At 61.7% G+C, this 19,435-nt stretch carries 14 protein-coding genes; 3 read left to right on the top strand and 11 right to left on the bottom strand.

Annotated features, from left to right (window positions below):
- Positions 1 to 275: 275 nt before the first annotated feature.
- From AB5Y85_RS18185 to AB5Y85_RS18175, 3 genes are all read right to left on the bottom strand, one after another.
- Positions 276 to 1,316 carry a lipocalin-like domain-containing protein gene (locus tag AB5Y85_RS18185; protein WP_368221933.1) on the bottom strand — a complete coding sequence of 347 codons (1,041 nt, stop codon included), beginning with the start codon at positions 1,314 to 1,316 and terminating at the stop codon, positions 276 to 278.
- A 185-nt stretch (positions 1,317 to 1,501) separates the two neighbouring features.
- Positions 1,502 to 3,931, bottom strand: a complete 2,430-nt coding sequence (locus AB5Y85_RS18180) for an FtsX-like permease family protein (RefSeq protein WP_368221926.1) — start codon at positions 3,929 to 3,931, stop codon at positions 1,502 to 1,504.
- A 30-nt stretch (positions 3,932 to 3,961) separates the two neighbouring features.
- Positions 3,962 to 4,642 carry an ABC transporter ATP-binding protein gene (locus tag AB5Y85_RS18175; protein WP_368221924.1) on the bottom strand — a complete coding sequence of 227 codons (681 nt, stop codon included), beginning with the start codon at positions 4,640 to 4,642 and terminating at the stop codon, positions 3,962 to 3,964.
- 197 nt (positions 4,643 to 4,839) lie between these two features.
- Here AB5Y85_RS18175 and AB5Y85_RS18170 point away from each other — a divergent pair, with 197 nt between their 5' ends.
- Entirely contained in the window at positions 4,840 to 5,307 is a 468-nt protein-coding gene (locus AB5Y85_RS18170) for a DUF4357 domain-containing protein (protein ID WP_005333716.1), read from the top strand.
- A 107-nt stretch (positions 5,308 to 5,414) separates the two neighbouring features.
- A complete protein-coding gene (gene nhaD, locus AB5Y85_RS18165; protein WP_058060016.1) occupies positions 5,415 to 6,839 on the top strand; it encodes a sodium:proton antiporter NhaD in 1,425 nt (474 codons plus the stop codon).
- Between the two features lie 75 nt (positions 6,840 to 6,914).
- Here the strand turns inward: nhaD and AB5Y85_RS18160 are convergent, their stop codons facing one another.
- From AB5Y85_RS18160 to AB5Y85_RS18125, 8 genes are all read right to left on the bottom strand, one after another.
- Positions 6,915 to 8,126 (bottom strand): Bcr/CflA family multidrug efflux MFS transporter, encoded by a 1,212-nt coding sequence (locus tag AB5Y85_RS18160; protein WP_257725019.1) that lies wholly within the window; start codon positions 8,124 to 8,126, stop codon positions 6,915 to 6,917.
- 113 nt (positions 8,127 to 8,239) lie between these two features.
- Positions 8,240 to 9,931, bottom strand: coding sequence for a hypothetical protein (locus tag AB5Y85_RS18155; RefSeq protein ID WP_368221922.1), 1,692 nt, complete (start codon positions 9,929 to 9,931; stop codon positions 8,240 to 8,242).
- An 85-nt stretch (positions 9,932 to 10,016) separates the two neighbouring features.
- Positions 10,017 to 11,360, bottom strand: coding sequence for a hypothetical protein (locus AB5Y85_RS18150; protein WP_257687469.1), 1,344 nt, complete (start codon positions 11,358 to 11,360; stop codon positions 10,017 to 10,019).
- A gap of 167 nt (positions 11,361 to 11,527) precedes the next feature.
- On the bottom strand, positions 11,528 to 12,088 hold the full coding sequence (locus AB5Y85_RS18145; RefSeq protein ID WP_257687470.1) for a hypothetical protein: 561 nt from the start codon (positions 12,086 to 12,088) through the stop codon (positions 11,528 to 11,530).
- A gap of 34 nt (positions 12,089 to 12,122) precedes the next feature.
- Entirely contained in the window at positions 12,123 to 13,547 is a 1,425-nt protein-coding gene (locus AB5Y85_RS18140) for an NAD(P)/FAD-dependent oxidoreductase (RefSeq protein WP_257687471.1), read from the bottom strand.
- A gap of 102 nt (positions 13,548 to 13,649) precedes the next feature.
- Positions 13,650 to 14,489: an FTR1 family protein gene (locus AB5Y85_RS18135; protein ID WP_100645635.1), complete on the bottom strand. Its 840-nt coding sequence runs from the start codon at positions 14,487 to 14,489 to the stop codon at positions 13,650 to 13,652.
- The gene (locus AB5Y85_RS18130; protein ID WP_257687472.1) at positions 14,489 to 17,509 is read right to left on the bottom strand and encodes a YncE family protein; all 3,021 of its coding nucleotides are present in this window, start codon (positions 17,507 to 17,509) and stop codon (positions 14,489 to 14,491) included. The genes AB5Y85_RS18135 and AB5Y85_RS18130 overlap by 1 nt, the downstream gene beginning before the upstream one ends.
- 4 nt (positions 17,510 to 17,513) lie before the next feature.
- The gene (locus AB5Y85_RS18125) at positions 17,514 to 17,963 is read right to left on the bottom strand and encodes a hypothetical protein (RefSeq protein ID WP_005352687.1); all 450 of its coding nucleotides are present in this window, start codon (positions 17,961 to 17,963) and stop codon (positions 17,514 to 17,516) included.
- A gap of 232 nt (positions 17,964 to 18,195) precedes the next feature.
- On the opposite strand from AB5Y85_RS18125, the gene AB5Y85_RS18120 reads away from it, so the two are divergent.
- A complete protein-coding gene (locus AB5Y85_RS18120) occupies positions 18,196 to 19,188 on the top strand; it encodes an IS5 family transposase (RefSeq protein WP_103252525.1) in 993 nt (330 codons plus the stop codon).
- Positions 19,189 to 19,435: the final 247 nt, after the last annotated feature.

Below are 19,435 nucleotides of genomic sequence, written 5' to 3'. Positions count from 1 at the left end.
TGCTCAGCATGCACATCGACACACTATAATAGGGCAATCCAAGTGGACAATTTTTTCACTGCTCGCGAAGCGCGAGCTAATAATCTGCCCATAAGCCGATATTTAGGTTAAATTAAATAAAAAGAGAGTTCAACAACAATAATGTGACAGTCATAACAGTATCGTCAATGTTTACCTTCCCAAAAGATGGGAAGGCTCGAAGCCTCTGGTGATTTTACTGTTATATTGACGAGTTTATTTCCACGACAGTAAAAGTTATGGATAGGTAAATTCACTCAATACCCCGTCATTTCCAGATAGCCGACCCCCTTGGCATCCCCCGAGACAGAGACAGCTCCCTCCCAGTAGTCAAAACGACCTGTCATGGCCTGATTGGGCTGACGGGCTTTGATGGTGAGGCTCATTCCGGCGGCGTTTAGCTGCCACTCAACGGGGTAATCCTGCCCCTTGGGGCCGCGCCAGGTGTTGCCCGGCGTAAGGCGAATCGCGTCGGGGGCGAGCACCCGGCTGCTGCCATCCCGCTCAATCAAAATACCGTAACGGTTTTCTGGCTCAGTGCGTCCCGGCTTGGTGCGCAGGCGAAACAGCATCAGCTCGCGGCCATCGGCCAGTTGCAGCGAAAACCAGTCCCAGCCCGATTGCCACTCGGCCAATACCGAGCTGCTCCACTCGTGATCAAACCACCCTTGTCCGGTGACGGTGCGGGTCTCGCCATCACGAGTCAGGGTGCCGCTTAAATGCAGGCGCGGGTAGGAGTAGTAAAAGGAGGCGTTGCCCGGGCTCTTCTCGCTGTAACCGGCCTTGCCTTGCAGTACCAGCGGCTTGGCGGCAGTGACGGTGAGGTTCAGCTCGCCAATCTTGCTCTGCACCTTGAGGGTGGCGGGGAAGAGCGCCGCCCCTTGCGAGGCAAGCCGCCACTCCCTGAGCCAATATTGGCCGCCGCTGGCCCCCGCCAGCCCCGGCCCCTGCCGACTGGCCCGTTCATCTTGCTGGTGGCTGCCACGGTCGAGATCCGTGATGGCAAACTGGGCCAGCCAGAGCTGGGGGGTGAGCCAGGGGTTGCTGGTGCGGAGTTCTTGCTCGATACCCTGCCGAAACAGGGTCCACTGCATGCCATATTCACGCCCCTGCTCATCCTTGAGGTTGCCGGTGAGATACCACCACTCGGAGCGGTAAGCGGGGTGGGCGGCGTGATCCTCCGGCAGCTGGATAGTTTGCCCCGGCTGCACCTTTTTAAAGCTGTCGTTGCCACCGCCGAGCAGGGCGCCCAGATCGCTGGCCTGCGCGCTGCCGCTTATGGCAATCAGCGGGATCAAGAGGGTGGCGAGCCACAGGAACCGTAAAGAGGACAAGCTTCCCCTCACCCTGGCCCTCTCCCAAAGGGAGAGGGGATGGTTCAATGCCGCACTGTGATCTTCTCTGCGCTGAAGAAAGGGCGGAGAGAGGGACGTGGTTAATGGGAGCTTCAAGCCATGGCTGAGCCAGTGCGCTAACCGATATGTCATACCACTCTCCTTGCCGCATACCAGGAGGCCAATGCGCCACATACCGGCGCCAGCAACAGGGCGGTGACCGCATGAAGGGGAGCGGCCTCGAAGGCGAGGCGCCAGCCAAAGGCGCGGGGGTTAACCACCTCGATCAGCACCCAGGCAAGGCCATATCCCACCGGCAGGGCCAGCAGGGCGGTGAGCAGCCCCAATCCTGCCCCTTGCCACACCAGCAGCTGGCGGCAGTGGCGGGGGCTCAAGCCCAGACTCTGCAAGGTCTGCAGCTCGCCACGGCGCGCCAACCCCAGCACCATAAAGGCCGAGCCAATGCCGACAAAGGCGATGCCGAGGATCAGCAGTTTCAATAGCTCGGTCACCACAAAGGTCTGGTCAAACACCTTGAGGGCCGCGCTGTGGATGGCGGGGGCAGAGAGCAGATTGAGCTGCTCGCCAAAGCGCTCGCGCAGACGGTCGGCCAGTTGCTCGGGGTCGTTGCTAAAGAGGGCGAGGGATTGCACCGCCCCCGCCTCGAAGGCGTGCAGGATCTGCCCCTTGTCGCTGCCGTAGTCCTGATAGACGCCGGTGACGGTGAACTGCCTTGGCCCCTGCTCGCCGCTGATCGCCAATGTCTGGCCCACCTTGACCCCGAGGCGCACCGTCAGGGGTTCGCTCGCCAGCACTTCGTCGGTGCGGGTCGGCCAGCGTCCGGCCAGCAGCGGATAGGCCGCTTTCAGCTGGGGGATAAAGTCCATCTGCGCCCACTCGATGGGCTGCCCCTGCCAGCGGGCGGGGTGCACCGAGCGGCGCGAGGCGGCGCTCACCAGCGGATTGGCGAGCAGGGTCTCGAGGGTGGTGTCGCTCAAGGTGCCCTTGTTGCCCGCTACCCCCTTGGGGGCGGTGACATAGAGGTCAGCGGCCAGACGCTGGCCGAGCCAGATCTCCACGCTTGAGCGAAAGCTCGACACCATGACCCCGATGCCGATTGCCGCCGCGATGGCCAACTGCAATGCCATCACCGCGATAGCGGTGCGATCGAGATGATAGAGGGTCTCGGCCACCCCGAGCCGGGCGGTGAGGGGGCCGCCCGCGCGCCGTCGCAACCAGCCAAGCAGGCCGAGCAGGGCATCGGGCAGCCAGAGCGCCATGGCCAGCAGCCAGCCGCCGGCGATAAAGAGGGCGCCGGTGAGACCGGTTTGCGGCAGCCACAGGCAGAGGGCGCACAGCAGCAAGATGGCGATGGCCAGCACGCGCCGTCGCCACGGGTGAGCGGGGGGGCGGCTGCTTCCCGCTCGCAGTTCGAGGGGGGATTGGCGCAGCAGTTGCCACCAACCGGGCAGGTTGGCGGCCAGTGTGCCGAGCAGCCCGATCAACAGCGCCTTGAGCAGGCTCACAGGGGAGAGGCGCAACAGATCGATGGGGTTGGGCCCATAGAGATCGGCCAGCGCCTGGGTGAGCTGCCCCATCAGGGCCAGCGCCAGCAGGCTGCCGAGCAGCACCCCGAGCAGGGTGCCTACCGTGGCGAGAATAAGCAGCTCCAGGATAAGCCAGCGCAGCACCCGACTCGGCCCCATCCCCAGAATGATCAACTGGGCCAGCTGGGGGCGGCGCACGCTCTGGACAAATCGCTGGGCGTTGAACACCAGAAACAATCCCACCGCCATGGCGAGCAATGAGAGCGCCGTCAGGTTGAGGGCCAGCGCATCGCCAAGCTGGCTGGCATCGAGCGCCGGGCTAATGGGCTCAAGCCACAAGGGCTGGTGAGGGTAATCGGTTTGCAGGGTGGCCTGCAGTGTGCGAGCTTCTGATTCGCTTAGCTTGAAGACGATGCGATCGAGCCGACCCGCTTTGCCCAGAAGCGGTTGGGCGAGGCCGATGTCGGTTATCAGCAGTCGCTCCATGGGCACGGCGCCCGGTTCAAAGGTGCCCGCCAGCGTCAGGGTCAGGGGGCGGGCGCTGGCGCCATCGCTGCCGCCCAATACAAAACGGCGGCTCTGGCCCGCTTGCCAGCCAAGGCGATCTGCCTCAGGGGTAGCCAGCCAGATGCTGTCGGCACGGTTGAGGGAAAAGGCGGGTTCGCTCGCGGGTTGGGTGCCAAACAGCTGGCGCAGGGGGCCGGGGTTGAAGAGATCCATTCCCAGCAGTTGAAAGCTGCGCCCCTCTTCATCCTTGAGCCAGCCATGGAGCTGGGGCATGGCATCGAGGGCGGGCTGGCTGGTCACCAGCTGCACGTAAAGCTGCTCATCCAGCCCGCCAGCAGGGGCCAGCCGGTAGTTGGCTTCCCCTGCCAGCTGGCTACGGGCGGCGACGAAGTTGGTGCGGGCACTGTGATTGAGCAGCTCGATGGCCACCACCAGTGACACCCCCAATACCAGCCCGGCCAGACTCATCAGCAGCAACCAGGGGTGGCTGCGATAGAGGCGCAGCAGCGCTTTGAGTGGCAGCATCAGCGTGCTCCCGGCAGTTGCAGTCGCCGTTTAGTCATGACGGGGCCCCTTGAGCTCGATAAGTTGCCCCCCTTCGAGGCGCAGCACCCTGTCTGCCAGGGCAGCATAAGCGGGGTTGTGGCTCACCAGCAGCAAGCCTGCGCCGGTATCGCGCACCGCCGCCACCATCAACGCCATCACCTGTTCGGCATTGTGCTCATCGAGGCTGCCGGTGGGTTCGTCGGCGAGCAGCCAACTAGGTTGATGGATAAGGGCGCGGGCCAGCGCCACCCGCTGTCGCTGACCGCCGGAGAGCTGCTCCGGCCAGGCATGGTGCTTGTGGCTCATATCGAGCCGTCGCAGCAACTGGTCAATCCTGGCCTCATCCGGTGGCAGAGCGTTGATGGCCAGCGGCAGGGCCAGATTCTCGGCCACGTTCAGGGTCGGCAGCAGGTTGAAATCCTGATAGACGATACCGAAATGGCGGCCCCGCAGGTGCGCCCGCTCGTCGGGTGAGCGGTTGTCGATCCGGGTCTCCCCCAGCCAGATCTCCCCCTCGTCCGGTGCAATCAGCCCGGCGATCAGATTGAGCAGGGTCGACTTGCCGCAGCCGCTTTGACCCAGCAGCAGGGTGATCTCGCCAGCGGGGAGGGCGAGATCGAGATGGTGGAACAGCGGCAGTCGTTCACTGCCGTTATCGAAGCACTTGCAGAGGTTGCGCAGGGTCAGCATGGGATAACCGTTTGATGGTCAATGGCTTTCATCATGCTTGGTACGCTAGCACGGCCAGCATTGATCAACACCCCTTACGGTTGATCAAGAGTGCCAGTTAGTGATCAAGGCGGCAAAAGAGCAGTGGATCCTCGCTGGATCCCGCTTGCCCGAGGTGGTTAGAATAGGGGCTTCCATGGGTCACAGGATGAGCAAGGATGTTACACAAGCAAGTCAGTTTTATCATCGATAGCAAGGGCAACAAGCAGGCTGCCGTCGTCCCCATCGAGATCTACAACGAGCTGATGACCCTGCAAAAGGCACTCTCCGACAACCGGCCGGGGGAGCGCGAGCTCTACCACTTCAACGGCAAAGGGGCCGAGGCCCACGGTTATCCGGTGGGCAAGCGGCAAAATCCGGGCTTTATGGTGCTGGCCGGTTCCACCGCCAATGGCGAGGATGCCGCCTCTTTGCGTGAAGCGGTGATCGAGCTGCGTCACGAACTGCTGGAGAAGGGGGTCATAGTGCCCCGCAGTCAGGGTGGCTTTGTCTTTACCGCCGATCAGCTGTTCAACAGCCCGAGTCTGGCGGCCAGTCTGGTGGCGGGCAATAACCGCAGCGGTCTGGATGCCTGGCAAAACAGCGCAGGCTATACCCTCAAGCAGTCGGGTTTCGGCAAGAAATAATCCCGCGTTTCGACAGCAAACCAATTAAGCGTTAATTGACCTGGATGAATTTTTCTTTTCATCCAGGTGCTAGCATCATTGCCAGATGGTTCTAAAAGGAAGAGACCATGTCTGCGCTCACCCCTGTTATTTTGCTGCTGTCCCTGTTTATCCCTCCCGCCCATGCCAGTAGTGGCCCTGTTCTGTTGACATCCTCCTCAATCGGACTTTTTTGTGTCGGATTGTTTGTGTTGGCCTACGCCCTGGTGATGGCCGAAGAGTATCTGCAACTGCGCAAGTCCAAACCCGTGCTGGTGGCCGCCGGGGTGATCTGGATCCTGATCGGTATCGCCTATGCACAGCAGGGGATGAGCCCTGTCGCCGAGCAGGCATTTCGCCATACCCTGCTGGAATATGCCGAGTTGATGCTGTTCCTGCTGGTGGCGATGACCTATATCAACGCCATGGAGGACCGGCGGCTGTTCGATGCCCTGCGCGCCTGGCTGGTGCGCTCCGGCTTTCACTTGCGCACCCTGTTCTGGTTGACCGGCGGACTTGCTTTTTGTATTTCGCCGGTAGCAGACAACCTGACCACAGCGCTCTTGATGTGTGCCGTGGTGTTGAAAGTGGCCAACGGAGATCGGCGTTTTGTCAATCTTGCCTGCATCAACATAGTGATCGCCGCCAACGCCGGAGGGGCGTTCAGTCCCTTTGGCGATATCACCACCCTGATGGTGTGGCAGGCGGGCAAGGTGCAATTTGGCCAGTTCTTCACCCTGCTGATCCCCTCTCTGCTCAATTTTCTGGTGCCCGCCATCCTGATGAGCCTGATGGTGCCGCGTCATGTGCCGGAGGCTGATAACGAGGTGGTCGATCTCAAGCGGGGTGCCCGTCGCATCGTCGCGCTGTTCTTGCTGACCATCATCACGGCGGTGCTATGCCACAGTTTCCTCCATCTGCCACCCGTACTGGGCATGATGCTGGGGCTCGGTTATCTGCAGTTTTTCGGCTTCTATTTGCGCAAGTCGCTGCCACGATCCCTTGCCCGCAAGCGTGCGCTCTATGAACGCAATGGCGATGAGGTGCGGTTGCGCAGTCTGGGTTCTGTTGTGCCATTTGATGTGTTCAACAAGGTGGCCAAGGCGGAGTGGGATACCCTGCTGTTCTTTTACGGGGTGGTGATGTGTGTCGGTGGGCTGGGCTTTATGGGGTATCTGGAGCTGGTGTCACACTGGCTGTATGACGCTGGGGATCCCACCATGGCCAACATCTTCATCGGGGTCTTGTCCTCCGTCATCGACAACATTCCCGTAATGTTTGCCGTGCTGTCGATGAACCCGGATATGGCGCTGGGGCAGTGGCTGCTGGTGACCCTGACTGCCGGAGTGGGCGGCAGCCTGCTCTCCATCGGCTCTGCGGCCGGGGTGGCCCTGATGGGACAGGCCCACGGCATGTATACCTTCTTCGGCCACCTGAAGTGGCTGCCTGCCATCTTGCTCGGTTATCTGGTGAGCATAGGGGCGCACCTCTGGCTCAACAGTGCCCAGTTCTGAACGTCCGGCCGCCAGTACGAAAAGAGGCTTCCGTTGACGGAAGCCTCTTTCGTTTTCCTGACAGGAGGGAGGGGATCAATTGCCTCGCTTGCCGGTCAGCAGCCAGTAACTCAGGGTGGAGCCCACGCCGCAGCAGGCGATGGCGATGGCCATGGGCAGCGGCGAGTGGGGCGGATTGAGGTTGACCAGAATACCGACCAGGGCGCCGATACCAAAGCGCAGGGTGCCCGCCAGTGCCGAGGCGGTGCCCGCAGATTGCGGGAAGTGGCCCATCAGGCCGGTCATGGCGTTGGCGCCCACCAGACTGATATGGCCGACAAACAGTACCACCGGAATGACGATGCCCCACAGACCGCCGGTCTGGCTCCAGGCGTTGTAGACCAGCAGGGCGCCCGCGCAGGGCAGCACCAGCAGGCCGTATTGCAGCATCCGCTCGGCACCCACCCCTTTCACCAGTCGGCTATTGACGAAGGTGACCACCATCATCAGCAGGATATTGAGGCCAAACAGCCAGCCGTAGTGCTCGGTCGGCACCTTGAAGTACTCGATATAGACGTAAGGGGAGCCGCTTAAGAAAGCGAACATGCCGGAGCTGGAGAGGGAGCCGCACAGCACATAACCCATGGCGCCGCGATGGGAGAGCACCCCCCAGTAGTTCTTGAGGATCTGGCCCAGATTAAGGGGCTGACGGTGCTCCGGTTTCAGGGTTTCCTGAATTTTCCACTGCATCACCAGACAGATCAGCAGACTGATCCCCACCAGCAGCCAGAAGATTACCCGCCAGTCGGCGTGGGCACTGATATAGCCGCCCACCACAGGCGCCACCAGAGGCGCCAGCGTCATCACCAGAATGACGAACGACATGGCGCGAGAAAACGCATCCTTCTCGAACAGATCGCGCAGCAGGGCATTGACCACTACCGACCCCGCCGCGCCGCCCGCCGCTTGCAACATCCGATAGGCCAATAGTTCGGGCAGGGAGTCCGCCATGGCGCAGCCCACCGAGGCGATGGCAAACATGATGAGCCCCGCCAGGATCACCGGCTTGCGGCCATAGCTGTCAGCCAGCGGGCCGTAGAAGAGCTGACCGATGGCAAAGCCGCCCAGAAAGGCGCTGATGGTGAGCTGGGCGCCGTCGATGCTGGTGGCCAGATCCCGGGCGATGGCCGGAATGGCGGGCAGATACATATCCACCGCCAGCGGGGTCAGACCCGCCAGAGCGCCGAGCAGGATAAACAGGAAACGGGGGGAGAGGGCGGCAGCCTGAGCTGTTGGCGATTGGGGCATAGGGTATCCGCTGGTGAACCTTGGTTGAAAAAGGGAGAAGGGCGAGTCTATCAGGTTTGTCCCCGCTCGGCATGACGTTCCTGCCCCCTCAAAAGGGGGAGGTGCCCGGCCATTCAGGCACCTTGGGGTGCACGCTTGCGGTCATGGGGGCGCACTGCGCGGATCACTCCCCCCAGCCAGAGCAGCCAGGCCAGCGACGAGATGGCGTACCCGAGCCGCTCCGGCCAGCGGGCGGTGAGGGTAAAGGTGAGGCTGTGTTGTCCGGCGGGCACCCAGACCTGTACCAGCCCGTTACGGGTACTGCTGACGCTCAGCGGCAGGCGCTGGTCGAGCCTTGCCTGCCAACCCGGGTAATCAAACTGGTGCAGGATCAGTTTGGCGGGGGCCGGGGCATCCACCGTCAATTCGATATGACGAGGCTGCCAGCGCTGGATCTGCCAGTTCACCCCCTGATGGTCGCTGGTGATGGCGGGCTGGAATTCCTCTTTCCAGGCCAGCAGGGTGGGGGCAAACATGCCGCGTGGCACCTGCTTTGGTCGGTATTCGCGGGCGCTGCGCTTGCTGTCGAACTCCCCGTCGAGCTGACTCTTTACGGGAGCCTGGGTGAGCGGCGCCTCGCGTACATAGAGTCCCTGCGAGAGCAGGGTGAGGGCAAGCAGTAGCCACCAGACCCACTGCCACGGGCGATAGGTGGGGGTACCCAGCGCCACTACGGCGACGGTAGCGATGACCAGCAGCAGATTGAGACGCCAGGGAAATTGCACCAGTTGCAACGGAGTGAGCAGGTGCCACAGGGGCTCGCTTGGTGGCAGCATCATCAGAAAGCTCAGGGTGCCAATGACCCCCCAGAGCAGCAACTCGGGATGGCGCGGCTCGCGGGCGGCAGCCCAAGCTACCAGCAGCAGAGCCAGGGTGAGCAGCGTCAGCCAGGCGAGATGGCCGCGAAAGCGCCAGTCATCACGGCTTTGGGGCAAACGATCGAGAAAGTTGCGCTGAAATTCGAACATGCCAGTGCGCATCTGCTCCATGGAGATCCCCCCCTGATCCAGCAGAGCGGGCAGCAGCAACAGGCTGGCCATCGCCAACCCCCAGAGCTGGCCCAGTAGGGTGCCAATGAGCGGGGAGGCGGTGACAGGGACACTAAGCGCTATGCTCCCCTTGTAGCGCCAGACCAGCAGCAGGCTGCGCAGGGTGAGCAAGCCCAGAATGAGCAGGGTGCTTGGTAGATGGGAAAGCGTCAGCATGGAGACGGCCAGTGCGAGCAGCAGTAGCGCAGAGGGGGCGCCGCGGCAGAGGCGATCCTGCGCCAGCAGTGCCAGCGGTGCCCAGACAAAGGCCCAGCTCTCCGCCAGGGCAAAGCGAGCGTAGATATCGATGGCCAGATGATAGGGCAGCGCCATATAGAGCAGACTGGCCGCCAGCGCCCGTCCGTGGCCGGCAAAGGGGCGCAACCAGAGATAGGCAAACAGGCCGGAGAGCCAGAGTGCCACGCTGCTGCTCCAGAGCAGCGGCGTCATCGCCTCGTGGGCCAGTGGGGTAGGGCCGGCGAACAGGGCGCTCACATAGTAGGGCAGGGGGGGATAGAAGAAAAAGACCGGGCTGCCAAAGGCGCCGTTCATCTCCATCAACCAGCGCGGATAGAGCTCACCTTGCCACAGTTGCACGGCAAAGAAGTGACCGGAGAGCAGGTGGTGAAACAGATCATGGCCTTGGCTACCGCCGCGCAGCCAGAATGGCAGCAACAGGAGGGCACAGGCACCGGTCAGCACCGACAAAACCCACAGCCACTCTCTGGTTACACGCATAAGGAGACTCGTCTGTTATGGATGCGCAGTGAGTGTACCCGAGTTGTTCCCCTCTTTTTTAGTTGTCTTGGCGGTTTTTTGTGCTCTATCTATGTTTTTTGTCACTTTCCCTATGGGGTGTCTGCAGCGAGGGAATGGCGAGCCAGAGTCCGGGCTCGGCGGCAAAGCGTGGGGCAAACCAGTGCTGGCGCACCGCAGTGGGCATTTCGCTCGCGGCGATGGGTCGGCGACTGAGGCGGCAGGCTCCCTGAGAGAGCGCCAGCGCCGCATCCCCCTTGTACCAGCCATCGGTCACCGGCAGTGCCGTGGTCTCACGCAGCAACCTTACCCCCCACTGGGTCACCAGCGCCGGGCATGCTGTTTCTGCCAGCCTTGCTGCCTGAACCATGGCGGGCGGACGGGGCAGGGTGAAGGTCGCGCCGAGCAGCAGCAATCCGGCGACTGCGACCACCCACTCACCACGGCGCGGCAGCCAAGCTGCCAGCAGCACAATACCGAGCAGGGTGATAGGGGCCAGATGGCGGGGATTGTCGGGATTCTGGCCAAACAGGGTCCAGAGCAGCAGGGCGAGCCAGTAGATCGTCCAGAGTGGGGGGAGGGCGGCAGGGTGGTTTTTTGATCTTTGCCAAAGCGGCAGTACCAGCAGCGCCCCGACAGCCAAGGGCCAGAGCGGGGTGAGCTGATCGTTGAAGGTGCGGGCCCAGCTGAGCAGCCGATCGCCATGGGCCGCTGCCGTGTTGCCCCACAGGGTAAAGTGGCCGTCGGTAAAGCGCCGCCCTTCGCTGAAATAGGCCCAGCCATCGGCTTGCCAGACAAACAGCAGGCTGATAAGCCCCACCAGCATGATGGGGAGCACAAACCTGATGCGGGTGCCCTGCTGCGCCAGCCCGAGCCACAGGGGCAGCAGCGCCAACACGAAGTAGGAGGGGCGCAGTGCCAGCATAAGGCCTAGCAGCAGACCCGCCAGCGCAATTCTGCGCTGCTGCAAGGCCAGCAGCGTCCCGAGCCAGGCGGCGAGCGCCGGCCCATCCGAAAGGCCGGAGAGCGCCAGCGTCGGGGTGAGCGGCAGGGCCAGCACCAGCAGCCAGATGGGGGCAAGCAGGCTTGGCCGTTGCCACAGCCTCACCGTCAGCCAGGCGGCGAGCGGTGCCAGCAAACTGCTCCCGAGCAGACTTGCCCACTGCACCGCGCGGGCCGGGTCGTCCACCAGCAGATTGATCAGCCGCGCCAGCCAGATAAAGGCGGGGTAGCCCGGAAAGTGGGGGGAGAACTCCAGCACGCTAAAGCGCGTCACCCCGTGGGCGAAATTGAGGGCATCATCGGAATCGAGGGCCACCGGGAAGGCCAGCAGCCAGCCAAGCCAGGCCAGTTGCAGCAGAATGAGCAGCCAAATGGTGGTGGAGCAGGGGGAAGGCCAACGCTGGGCCATTACCTTACCCCTCATCCCCAGCCCTTCTCCCGCAAGGGGAGAAGGGGGAGAAGGGGGCGAACCGGCGTTCGGGTGCATTTATCGGCAGGCCGTGCGTAGGGTGGGTAGAGCGCAGCGAAACCCACCGTGTGTCACAGCGAGGTGGCGCAATGATTGGCAGGTTGCCATCAAAGCGGCGCCAGCACGGCCATCAGCGCTTTTTCTGCATCGCTAAAGGCGGCGGCGTCGGCGGGCTTGGCGCCCACCCCGAATACCCCCGGGTTGCCGATGGCATCCAGCACTTTGGCCAGCGCCTGTTCGGCCGCCTTGCGATCCCCTTCATTGAGGGAGGGGAGGATCAAGTCGAGGAAGCGCTTGCTCTTGACCACCAGCACCTTGGCGGTCTGGTAGTCGCCAAGATTCTGGCTGGCCCCTTCGAGGCGGCGCTCGATCTCCGCCTTGTAGGCGCGGTTGAGCAGGGCGGCGGTGGCGGCGGCATCTTTGGCCTTGATGGCGGCGGCCAGCGGCCCTTGCAGCTCCACCTTGTGGTGCTGTTCCAGATAGCTCAGCTCGTCGGCAATCTCGCTCAAGGTGGCGCTGGCATCCTTGCCGTCAGTGGCGGCGCCAAGCAGCGATTCACGTGCGTCGATCAGTGGCTCCTTGCCGGCGGCGGCGTAGGAGTAAGCCTGTGCCTGCCCGCTGAGTGTCAGCAGCAGGGTGAGGGCGAGTAAACCCGGGCGGATGGTCATCCTGTTCTCCTTACTTATGCCAATGGCGCGGCCATCAGGCCACGCTCTGGGTTTCGATCACGGTGTTTTCGTTGCGATGGTTAAAGATGGCGTGACGTCTGTCCACCCCGTCGATCACCATGTCGGCCGCCATCATCCCCATCTCCATGGCGGTGTCGGTGAAGATGTAGCGGAATGTCCCCTGACGGCCGGTCATGATGAGGTTTGTGATGGGCATCAGCGCCTTGATCGCTTCGTTACGACGGGCCTGATAGCCGAGATCCATCAGCGGATAGGCGTACTCGCTGCGGGCTTCGAAGGTCTCATCGCCAAGCTTGGCGGTATCGACGCCGAGGCTGGCCAGATCGGCGGTGACCCGACCGCGCAGATCAGAGAGCGGCGCCTGCCAAGTGGCATCCCCCGGGTTGCAGGGGATTTCCAGCATCACCGAGGTCTGACCCTGGGGGGCCATAAAGGGGCTGCGGCGGCGCGGCTCCTGCAAGCGGGTGGCCAGAATATGGGGATCGGAGAGGTACTGCCAGGTGTTGTCCGACAGGTTCTCTGTTTTAAGCGGCATATTGACGAAGCGAAGCGACCGGTATTGGAGATCGCACGGCAAGCCCAGATGCTGGCAGGTGAGCGGCAGCGGCAGGGTGGAGATCACCTGATCAAATTGCTCACTCTGCTCAACGTCATCTTGTCTCCAATAAACCCGTTCGATGCGGCCATCGGCCTGCTCAAGGCGGGTGATGGTGGCGCCGGTTTTGAGCTCAACGCCCTCTGCCACCAGCCGTTCCCCCAGAGTGGTGAAGATCTGGCCGAAGCCATATTTGGGGTAGCGGTATTTGCGGGCATAGGTGCGCACCGAGATACTGCCGTTGCGTCTTGGCAGCAGGCGGCGGGCCACGTCTTTGAGATCGATCAGGCTGATGCGCTGGCCAGCCCAGTCGGCGGAGAGCTTGTCCGGGTTGATGCCCCACAGTTTGCCGGTGTAGCCCTCGAAAAACTGACGGTAGAGGGTGCGGCCAAAGTGACTCTGGATCCACTCGGCAAAGCTCGCCTTGGCAAAATCGTCCGGCTTCTTGCTAAAGGGCAACAGCAGCAAGTCTTTTACCGCACCGGCCATCAGGGCCAGCGGCGCCGTCTTGAGCAGGTTGGGGAGGTTCAGGGGGTAGTCATAGGTGCGCCCGCCAAAGCGGATCACGCTCTTGCGCTCGGCGTGGAGCAGATCGTCCCCCATCAGCTCGTCGATAAAGGCGAGCAGCTCGGGGTTCTTGGTGATAAAGCGGTGGCCGCCGTAGTCGAAGCGATACTTCCCATCGTGCCCCTTGAAGGTCTGGGTGGCGCACATGCCGCCGACCACCGGCTCCTGCTCGAACAGGGTGACTGCAAAACCGGCGCGGCGCAGGCGCCAGGCAGCCATCAAACCGGCGGGGCCGGCACCCAGCACCGCAATGCTTTTCTTGTTGTTATCGCTCATGACCTATTCCGAAACTGCTTGATAGATAAGGGAACCGCGCCAAGGCGCGGCTCCCGAATAGTGTTGTTACCCCGCGGCCTTGTTGCCACAGGGCGTGTTGGCTCAGCCCTTGCTGGATGCGGCGCTCACCTGCGGGCGATAGCTGCGCTGCCAGAGGGTAACGAAGATCGCCAGATAGAGGGCCCAGGTCAGCAGCTGCAAGCCAGCGGGTGAGGCATTGTAGCCAAACAGGGCGCGCAGGAAGGTACCAAATACCCCCTGATCGTCGAGAATATGGCTGATGTCGAACACCGGCGTGGTCCAGAAGGTGATGATGTCTGCCGCCTGCAACATGTTGACGGCGGACGACAGCAGACCTGCGGCGATGATGATGATAAGCAGGCCGGTCCAGCGGAAGAAAGGGGCCAGCGCCACCTTGCGGGTGGAGCGCAGCAGCCCCCACACCAGCGCGATGGAGACCAGCAGCCCCGCCAGCGCGCCCATCAGGCCGGATTGCAGATCCACCCCTTGCCCGGAGTAGAGCAGGGCGGAGAAGAAGAGCACGGTTTCAAACCCTTCGCGCATCACCGCGAGGAAGGCGAGCAGCACCAGACCAAACAGGTTGCCGCCATCAATGGCCGCATCGATGCGCGCCGTCATGGCTCCCACCTGGGATTTGGCCTGCTTTTGCATCCAGATCGCCATATAGGTGAGCACCAAGGTGGCGAAGATCAGGATCCCCGCCATCAAGAGGTGGTTGTAACGCTCGCTCTCGAACTGGCTCACCACCACCTGGAACAGGAAGGCGACGACAAGAGAGGCGATAAGGCCGAGCCCCACCCCCAGATAGATGAATTTGTTGTAGCGGCTCGCCCCCAGCTTGGCGAGGTAGGAGAGGCAGATGCCGACCAGCAGGAAGGCTTCCAGCCCCTCGCGCAGGGTAATCAGAAAACTTGCAAACATCAGGATTGAGGCTCCGTAGCGGGCGTGACGGGGAGAGGCTGCAAGGTGAGTTGCAACCGATTTAGTTGTAGACGCGTGAGCAGCACTATAGGTGGCTCCGGCAAGTTCGGCTCGGCGGCGCGCACTGCATCATTGACCCACTTGGGGTAGGTGCGGAAATTGAGTTTGATATCGGCCTTGAAGGGCCCTTGGGCTTCTGCGGGCAGCGACCAGACTTCATCGCGCCAGCCATCGGCCGGAATGCGGGTATCTTCCAGCAGTTTGGCGTAACGCCAGAACTTGAGCCCTACCGGCTTGCCCTCGGCATCGCCGAATACTTTTCTGAACAGTCGCGCATCCTCAGGGACAGCACCATCCACCGGTTGGCCGCTGGCAAGCACCACCTTGCCGGTGGCGTCGATGACGGTCAGCTCCAGCCAGAGTTCACGAAAATCAGCTACGCCAGTGGGCAGGGCATGGCCCGCGCCGGTATTGGCGACCCGCACCACCAGTTGCTGACTATCGGCCGCCTGTTCGATACGGGCGGAGAGGGTAGCGCTGGAGCGCAGCAGGGCCAGACTCTCCTGTTCAAGGTCGGGGTTGCGAAGCCCAACCAGCTGGTGCTGGGCGCCGGTGAAGTTGTGGCGATAGAGCCGCGCTTTCATGGTGCCGTTTTCGGTGGACTGGCCCGCCACCGGTGCGCCGCCATTGCCCGGCTCCGGGTTCATATGGCAGTCGATGCAGGTGCGTCGTTTGGCGGGATCCTCGGCCTTGGCGAAGCTGGATTTTTCCCACTCGTCCCAGGTGTTGACGATATTGGCGCCGGTGCCCGGGGCAAACTCGTTGTGGCACGACTTGCACAGAGCCGCATCGCGGTAGAAATCCTTCTGATAGGAGGCTTTGTGGGCCGCCGGACGGGCGTTGATCTGCCGCTCGGCCAGCCAGTGCTGGAGGCTGCCGCCCGCGGCATCCTCGAACACATAGCTCTCACGGTCTTTCAAATTCACGGTAAAGGCGCTGTTGCCGCCCGCGTCTTCTACCTTGGTGATGCGATGACAGAGCACACAGCCGGTCCCTTCCTCCACCACAGGTTCGCCCGCTTTGTGAGCGGCAATCAGCGAGGCGCCACCCTGCTCGAACATGTGGGAGCCCTTGGGCAGATCTAGCTGGCCGGTCATCACCTGCTGGGGCATGTGGCAGCCCTGACACCACTGACCGAAGGCTTCGCCCTCAGTTTCGCGGGCCAGCGCCTGTACCACCTTGTAGTAGGGGTGGGAGTTGCCCATCAGCCGGTGGTTGCTCTCGCTCCAATCCTTGAACGCCTGTTGGTGGCAGTTCTGGCAGGAGGCGGAGTTGAGCCACGCCTTCGGGTGAGTGGTCGGCGCCTTGGCGGGATCCGTGCGCGGGGCATCGAGTCGCAGCCAGTTGGCGAGATAGGGGAGGTTGCCATCGGCGGTGACGAAAGCGTGTAAGTCCTCCATCATCGCTTTCACTTCCGGTTGGGGCCTCGCGGGGTCAACTGCCTCGGCCCCATCGCGGGTGTCGTGCCCCATGCCGCCCTGGGTCTGCTGGGTCATGCGCAGGTATTCGCCGACAAAATCCCCCGCCACCATGTTGGTGAGGTTGGCGTGGCCGTTGATGGCGTTGTCGCCGCTCTTCTGGCGATGAGCCGCCATCAGATAGCGGTTGGTGAAGTTGAACCCGTCCAGATGGCAGGAGTTGCAGCTCATCCAGTTGTCCCCCGCCATGGGGAAGCGTGAGTTGGACGCTGTGTTACCAAGGTTGAATAGCCGCTCGCCGCGCTGAAGCGGCTCGGGGCGGGGATCCGTCTCTACCAGTTTGGCGAAGTGGGGTACATCGACCGTGACCCGGGCAAACGGGCCGCTGCCGCCGCTATTGAGGCGGGTGAGATCCTGCCCCATGGCGTTGTGCACCAGAATATGGTCGCCATCGATCAGCAGATCCCGCGGATTCTGGCCCGGCAGGTGACGCAAGAGCTGGGTCGCCTTGGCGCCCCCCTGAAACTTCTTGCGGCGGTGGCGGTTGTTGTTGGATTTGCCGCTGCGGGAGAGATCAAACACCAGCAGATCTTCCGAGCCCGCCAGGGTCAGATAGACCCGCTTGCCGTCGGCGGCAAAGCGCGCTGCGAACGGGTTGGAGACGATCTGGCTGCGGTTGCCGACGCTTGGCAGGTTGATTTGCAAAAAGAGCTGTTTTCTTTCATCGACCCGCTCTTTCTCCTCATCGAGATCGATGATGGAGACCGCCGGAAAGACGGTGCTTTGAAACTGGAAGGGGTGATCGAAGCTCCACAGCACATGAGGCAACCAGGCCTCGCTGCCATCGGGGGAGAGGGCGATGCCATCGAGCAGGTGCGGCAATCCCTGAGAGTCGCTCGGCGTGTCGCTATGGGTCTCGGCCAGGGTAATGAGTTTGGGCTTGGGCAGGGCAGTCTCGGACAGAGAGGTGCCCTTGGTGCCGTGGCCAAGCTTGGCGAGATCATAGATGGTAAGCTGGCCGGTCATGGCGTGGGTCAGCAGCAGGCGATCGTCGTCGGTCAATGCCAGCCCGCGGGGAGTCTCGGCGGTTTCTGCATCCAGCTGGAGGTTGCCCGCGGTGTCGTAGGCTTGCAGGCGAGCGGATTCGAACAGCGTGACCCAGAACCACTGCCGCTTGGCATCGAAGATGACCCCATAGGGGCGGTGGCCGGTGGGGATCGTCTTTTCCAGATCGAGATCATCATCCAGCAGCAGCAGGCGATCGCCGCTGTAGTCGGTGACCAGCAGGGTGCCGTCATCGGCGCGGGCCAGCTGGCGCAGATCGCCTCCCAGCTGCACCTCTTTGAGCCGCTTGCCGCTATCGCGCTCAAGCAGGGTGACGGAACCTGCGCTCAGGTTGGCGGTGACGAGGCGCGGGCTTTGCCCCTCCTCATAGGCGATCATCCCGGCGCCCATCTGCTGGGCAGTGGCAAAGTGGCTGGTCAGCAGCAAGATGAGGGCCAGCAGGGGTGATAAATATGCAGAGAACGATGACTTCAACATGGGATCAGGAGCGCCATTTCAAGATGGTCCAGCGCCAGGCGTGGCGCAGCACCAGAGGAGTTAACGCCAATGCACTCAACCAGTGGGCCCAGCTGGCGAGGTTGCCCATGGCATCGCCCGGGGTGCCGTGCAGCACCAGCAGCAGGCCACTGGCCAGACAGATCAGCAGCAGGGCTTCGATAATCCGCCCCGTGGTGCGCAAAAAGGGTTTGTTGCTGCGGTTCAACAAGCTGCGGTGGGAGAGCCAGAAGGCGCCAAACAGCAGGGGAAACAGGGTGAGCGAGAGCATCACATGGAAAAACAGATTCCAGCGTGCCAGCGACCAGAGCGGGGTCAGCGGTTCCCACAGCAGCAGGCCGGAGAAGAACATCAGATAGAGGGTGCCCTCGGCGGCCTGATGGTGGTAGGCCAGCCACTGCCAGAATTGTCGGGGTGAGAGAGAAAGGCTTGTCATAAAGGCTCCAGCACCCGGGCGGGGCAGCCCGGGGGGAGCAAGTTTATAACGCAGTAAGAGTAATGAAAAGTGTTATCAATTGTATTGCTGGTGAATCAAGGCTGAACAAGCACAGTGATCAAACTCGACTATTTATGCTCCGCCATCCGCTCGGTCACTGCATAGGGAAGGTGCGAACAAATCCCTGATGTGAGATCGTGAGCGCCACTTGGCGCCTGCTATGAGGTTCAGCATGAATCATCAGCTCACCTTCGCGGATAGCGAGTTCAATGGCAAACGCCGCAAAACCCGTAAGGAGTTATTCCTGGCTCGTATGGAGGCGTTGCTCCCATGGGCAATGATGCTGGAGGTCATCGAGCCCGTCTATCCCAAGGCAGGTAATGGCCGTCGTCCCTACCCACTCGATACCATGCTGCGCATTCACTGTATGCAACAGTGGTATAGCCTTAGCGATGGCGCCATGGAGGATGCGCTCTACGAGATTACTTCAATACGTCTGTTTGCCAAGCTCTCACTGGACCAGGCCATCCCCGACCGCACCACCATCATGAATTTCCGCCATCTGCTGGAGCGGCACCAGCTGGCCCGGCAGCTCTTCGACGCCGTCAACCTGTGGCTTTCTGACGCCGGCATCATGATGAAGCAAGGCACGTTGGTCGATGCTACTCTCATTGAGGCCCCTTGCTCAACCAAGAACAAGCGTGGCGAGCGTGACGGCGAGATGCACCAGACCAAGAAAGGCAATCAATGGTACTTCGGCATGAAGGCTCATATCGGTGTCGATGCCAAGAGCGGCCTGACGCACACTCTGGAGACCACGGCAGCCAATGAGCACGACCTCAATCAAGTGGGAAATCTGCTCCATGGCGAGGAGGCATTTGTGTTCGCTGACGCAGGATATCAGGGTGCGGAAAATCGTGAAGAGCTGGCGGATGTAAAGGCACAATGGGCGATTGCGATGCGACCTGGCAGGCTCAAGGAGCTCAAAAAGCATCCGCGCAAAAACAAGGCTGTGATTGCCTTTGAGAGGCTCAAATCCAGCATCCGCGCCAAGGTGGAGCACCCGTTTCGGATCATTAAACGTCAGTTTGGCTTTGTGAAGGTGCGGTTCAAGGGGCTGCGCAAGAACGACAACCAACTGGCGATGTTGTTTACGCTGGCGAATCTGTTTCGCGTGGACCAGATGATACGGGCATGGTATAGCTGTGCCCAAAAATCGAGATAAGCCTCGAAAATGAGGCTAACTGGCGCTTAATAGCCGAATACTTGCGGCAAAAAGTCAGGTTTTGAAGTGATGATCATTTCAAATGCGGACAAAGAGTTCGTGGTGAAGGTGCGAGCCGCTTGTTCGCACCTTCCTTAGGACATAGCCTTTTATTTAGGCTATGTCCCAATTACGTGTTGCATGGGGCGCCCCAGCGCCTCATGCAAACATGTTTTGATATTTACGCCTTTTCCGTAACGCTCCAGCA

The sequence above is a fragment of the Aeromonas sp. R3-1 genome (assembly GCF_040908345.1).
Taxonomy (GTDB): domain Bacteria; phylum Pseudomonadota; class Gammaproteobacteria; order Enterobacterales; family Aeromonadaceae; genus Aeromonas; species Aeromonas veronii.
The sequence above is the reverse complement of the archived record's forward strand: the minus strand, read 5'-3'. Positions and strand labels throughout refer to the sequence as shown.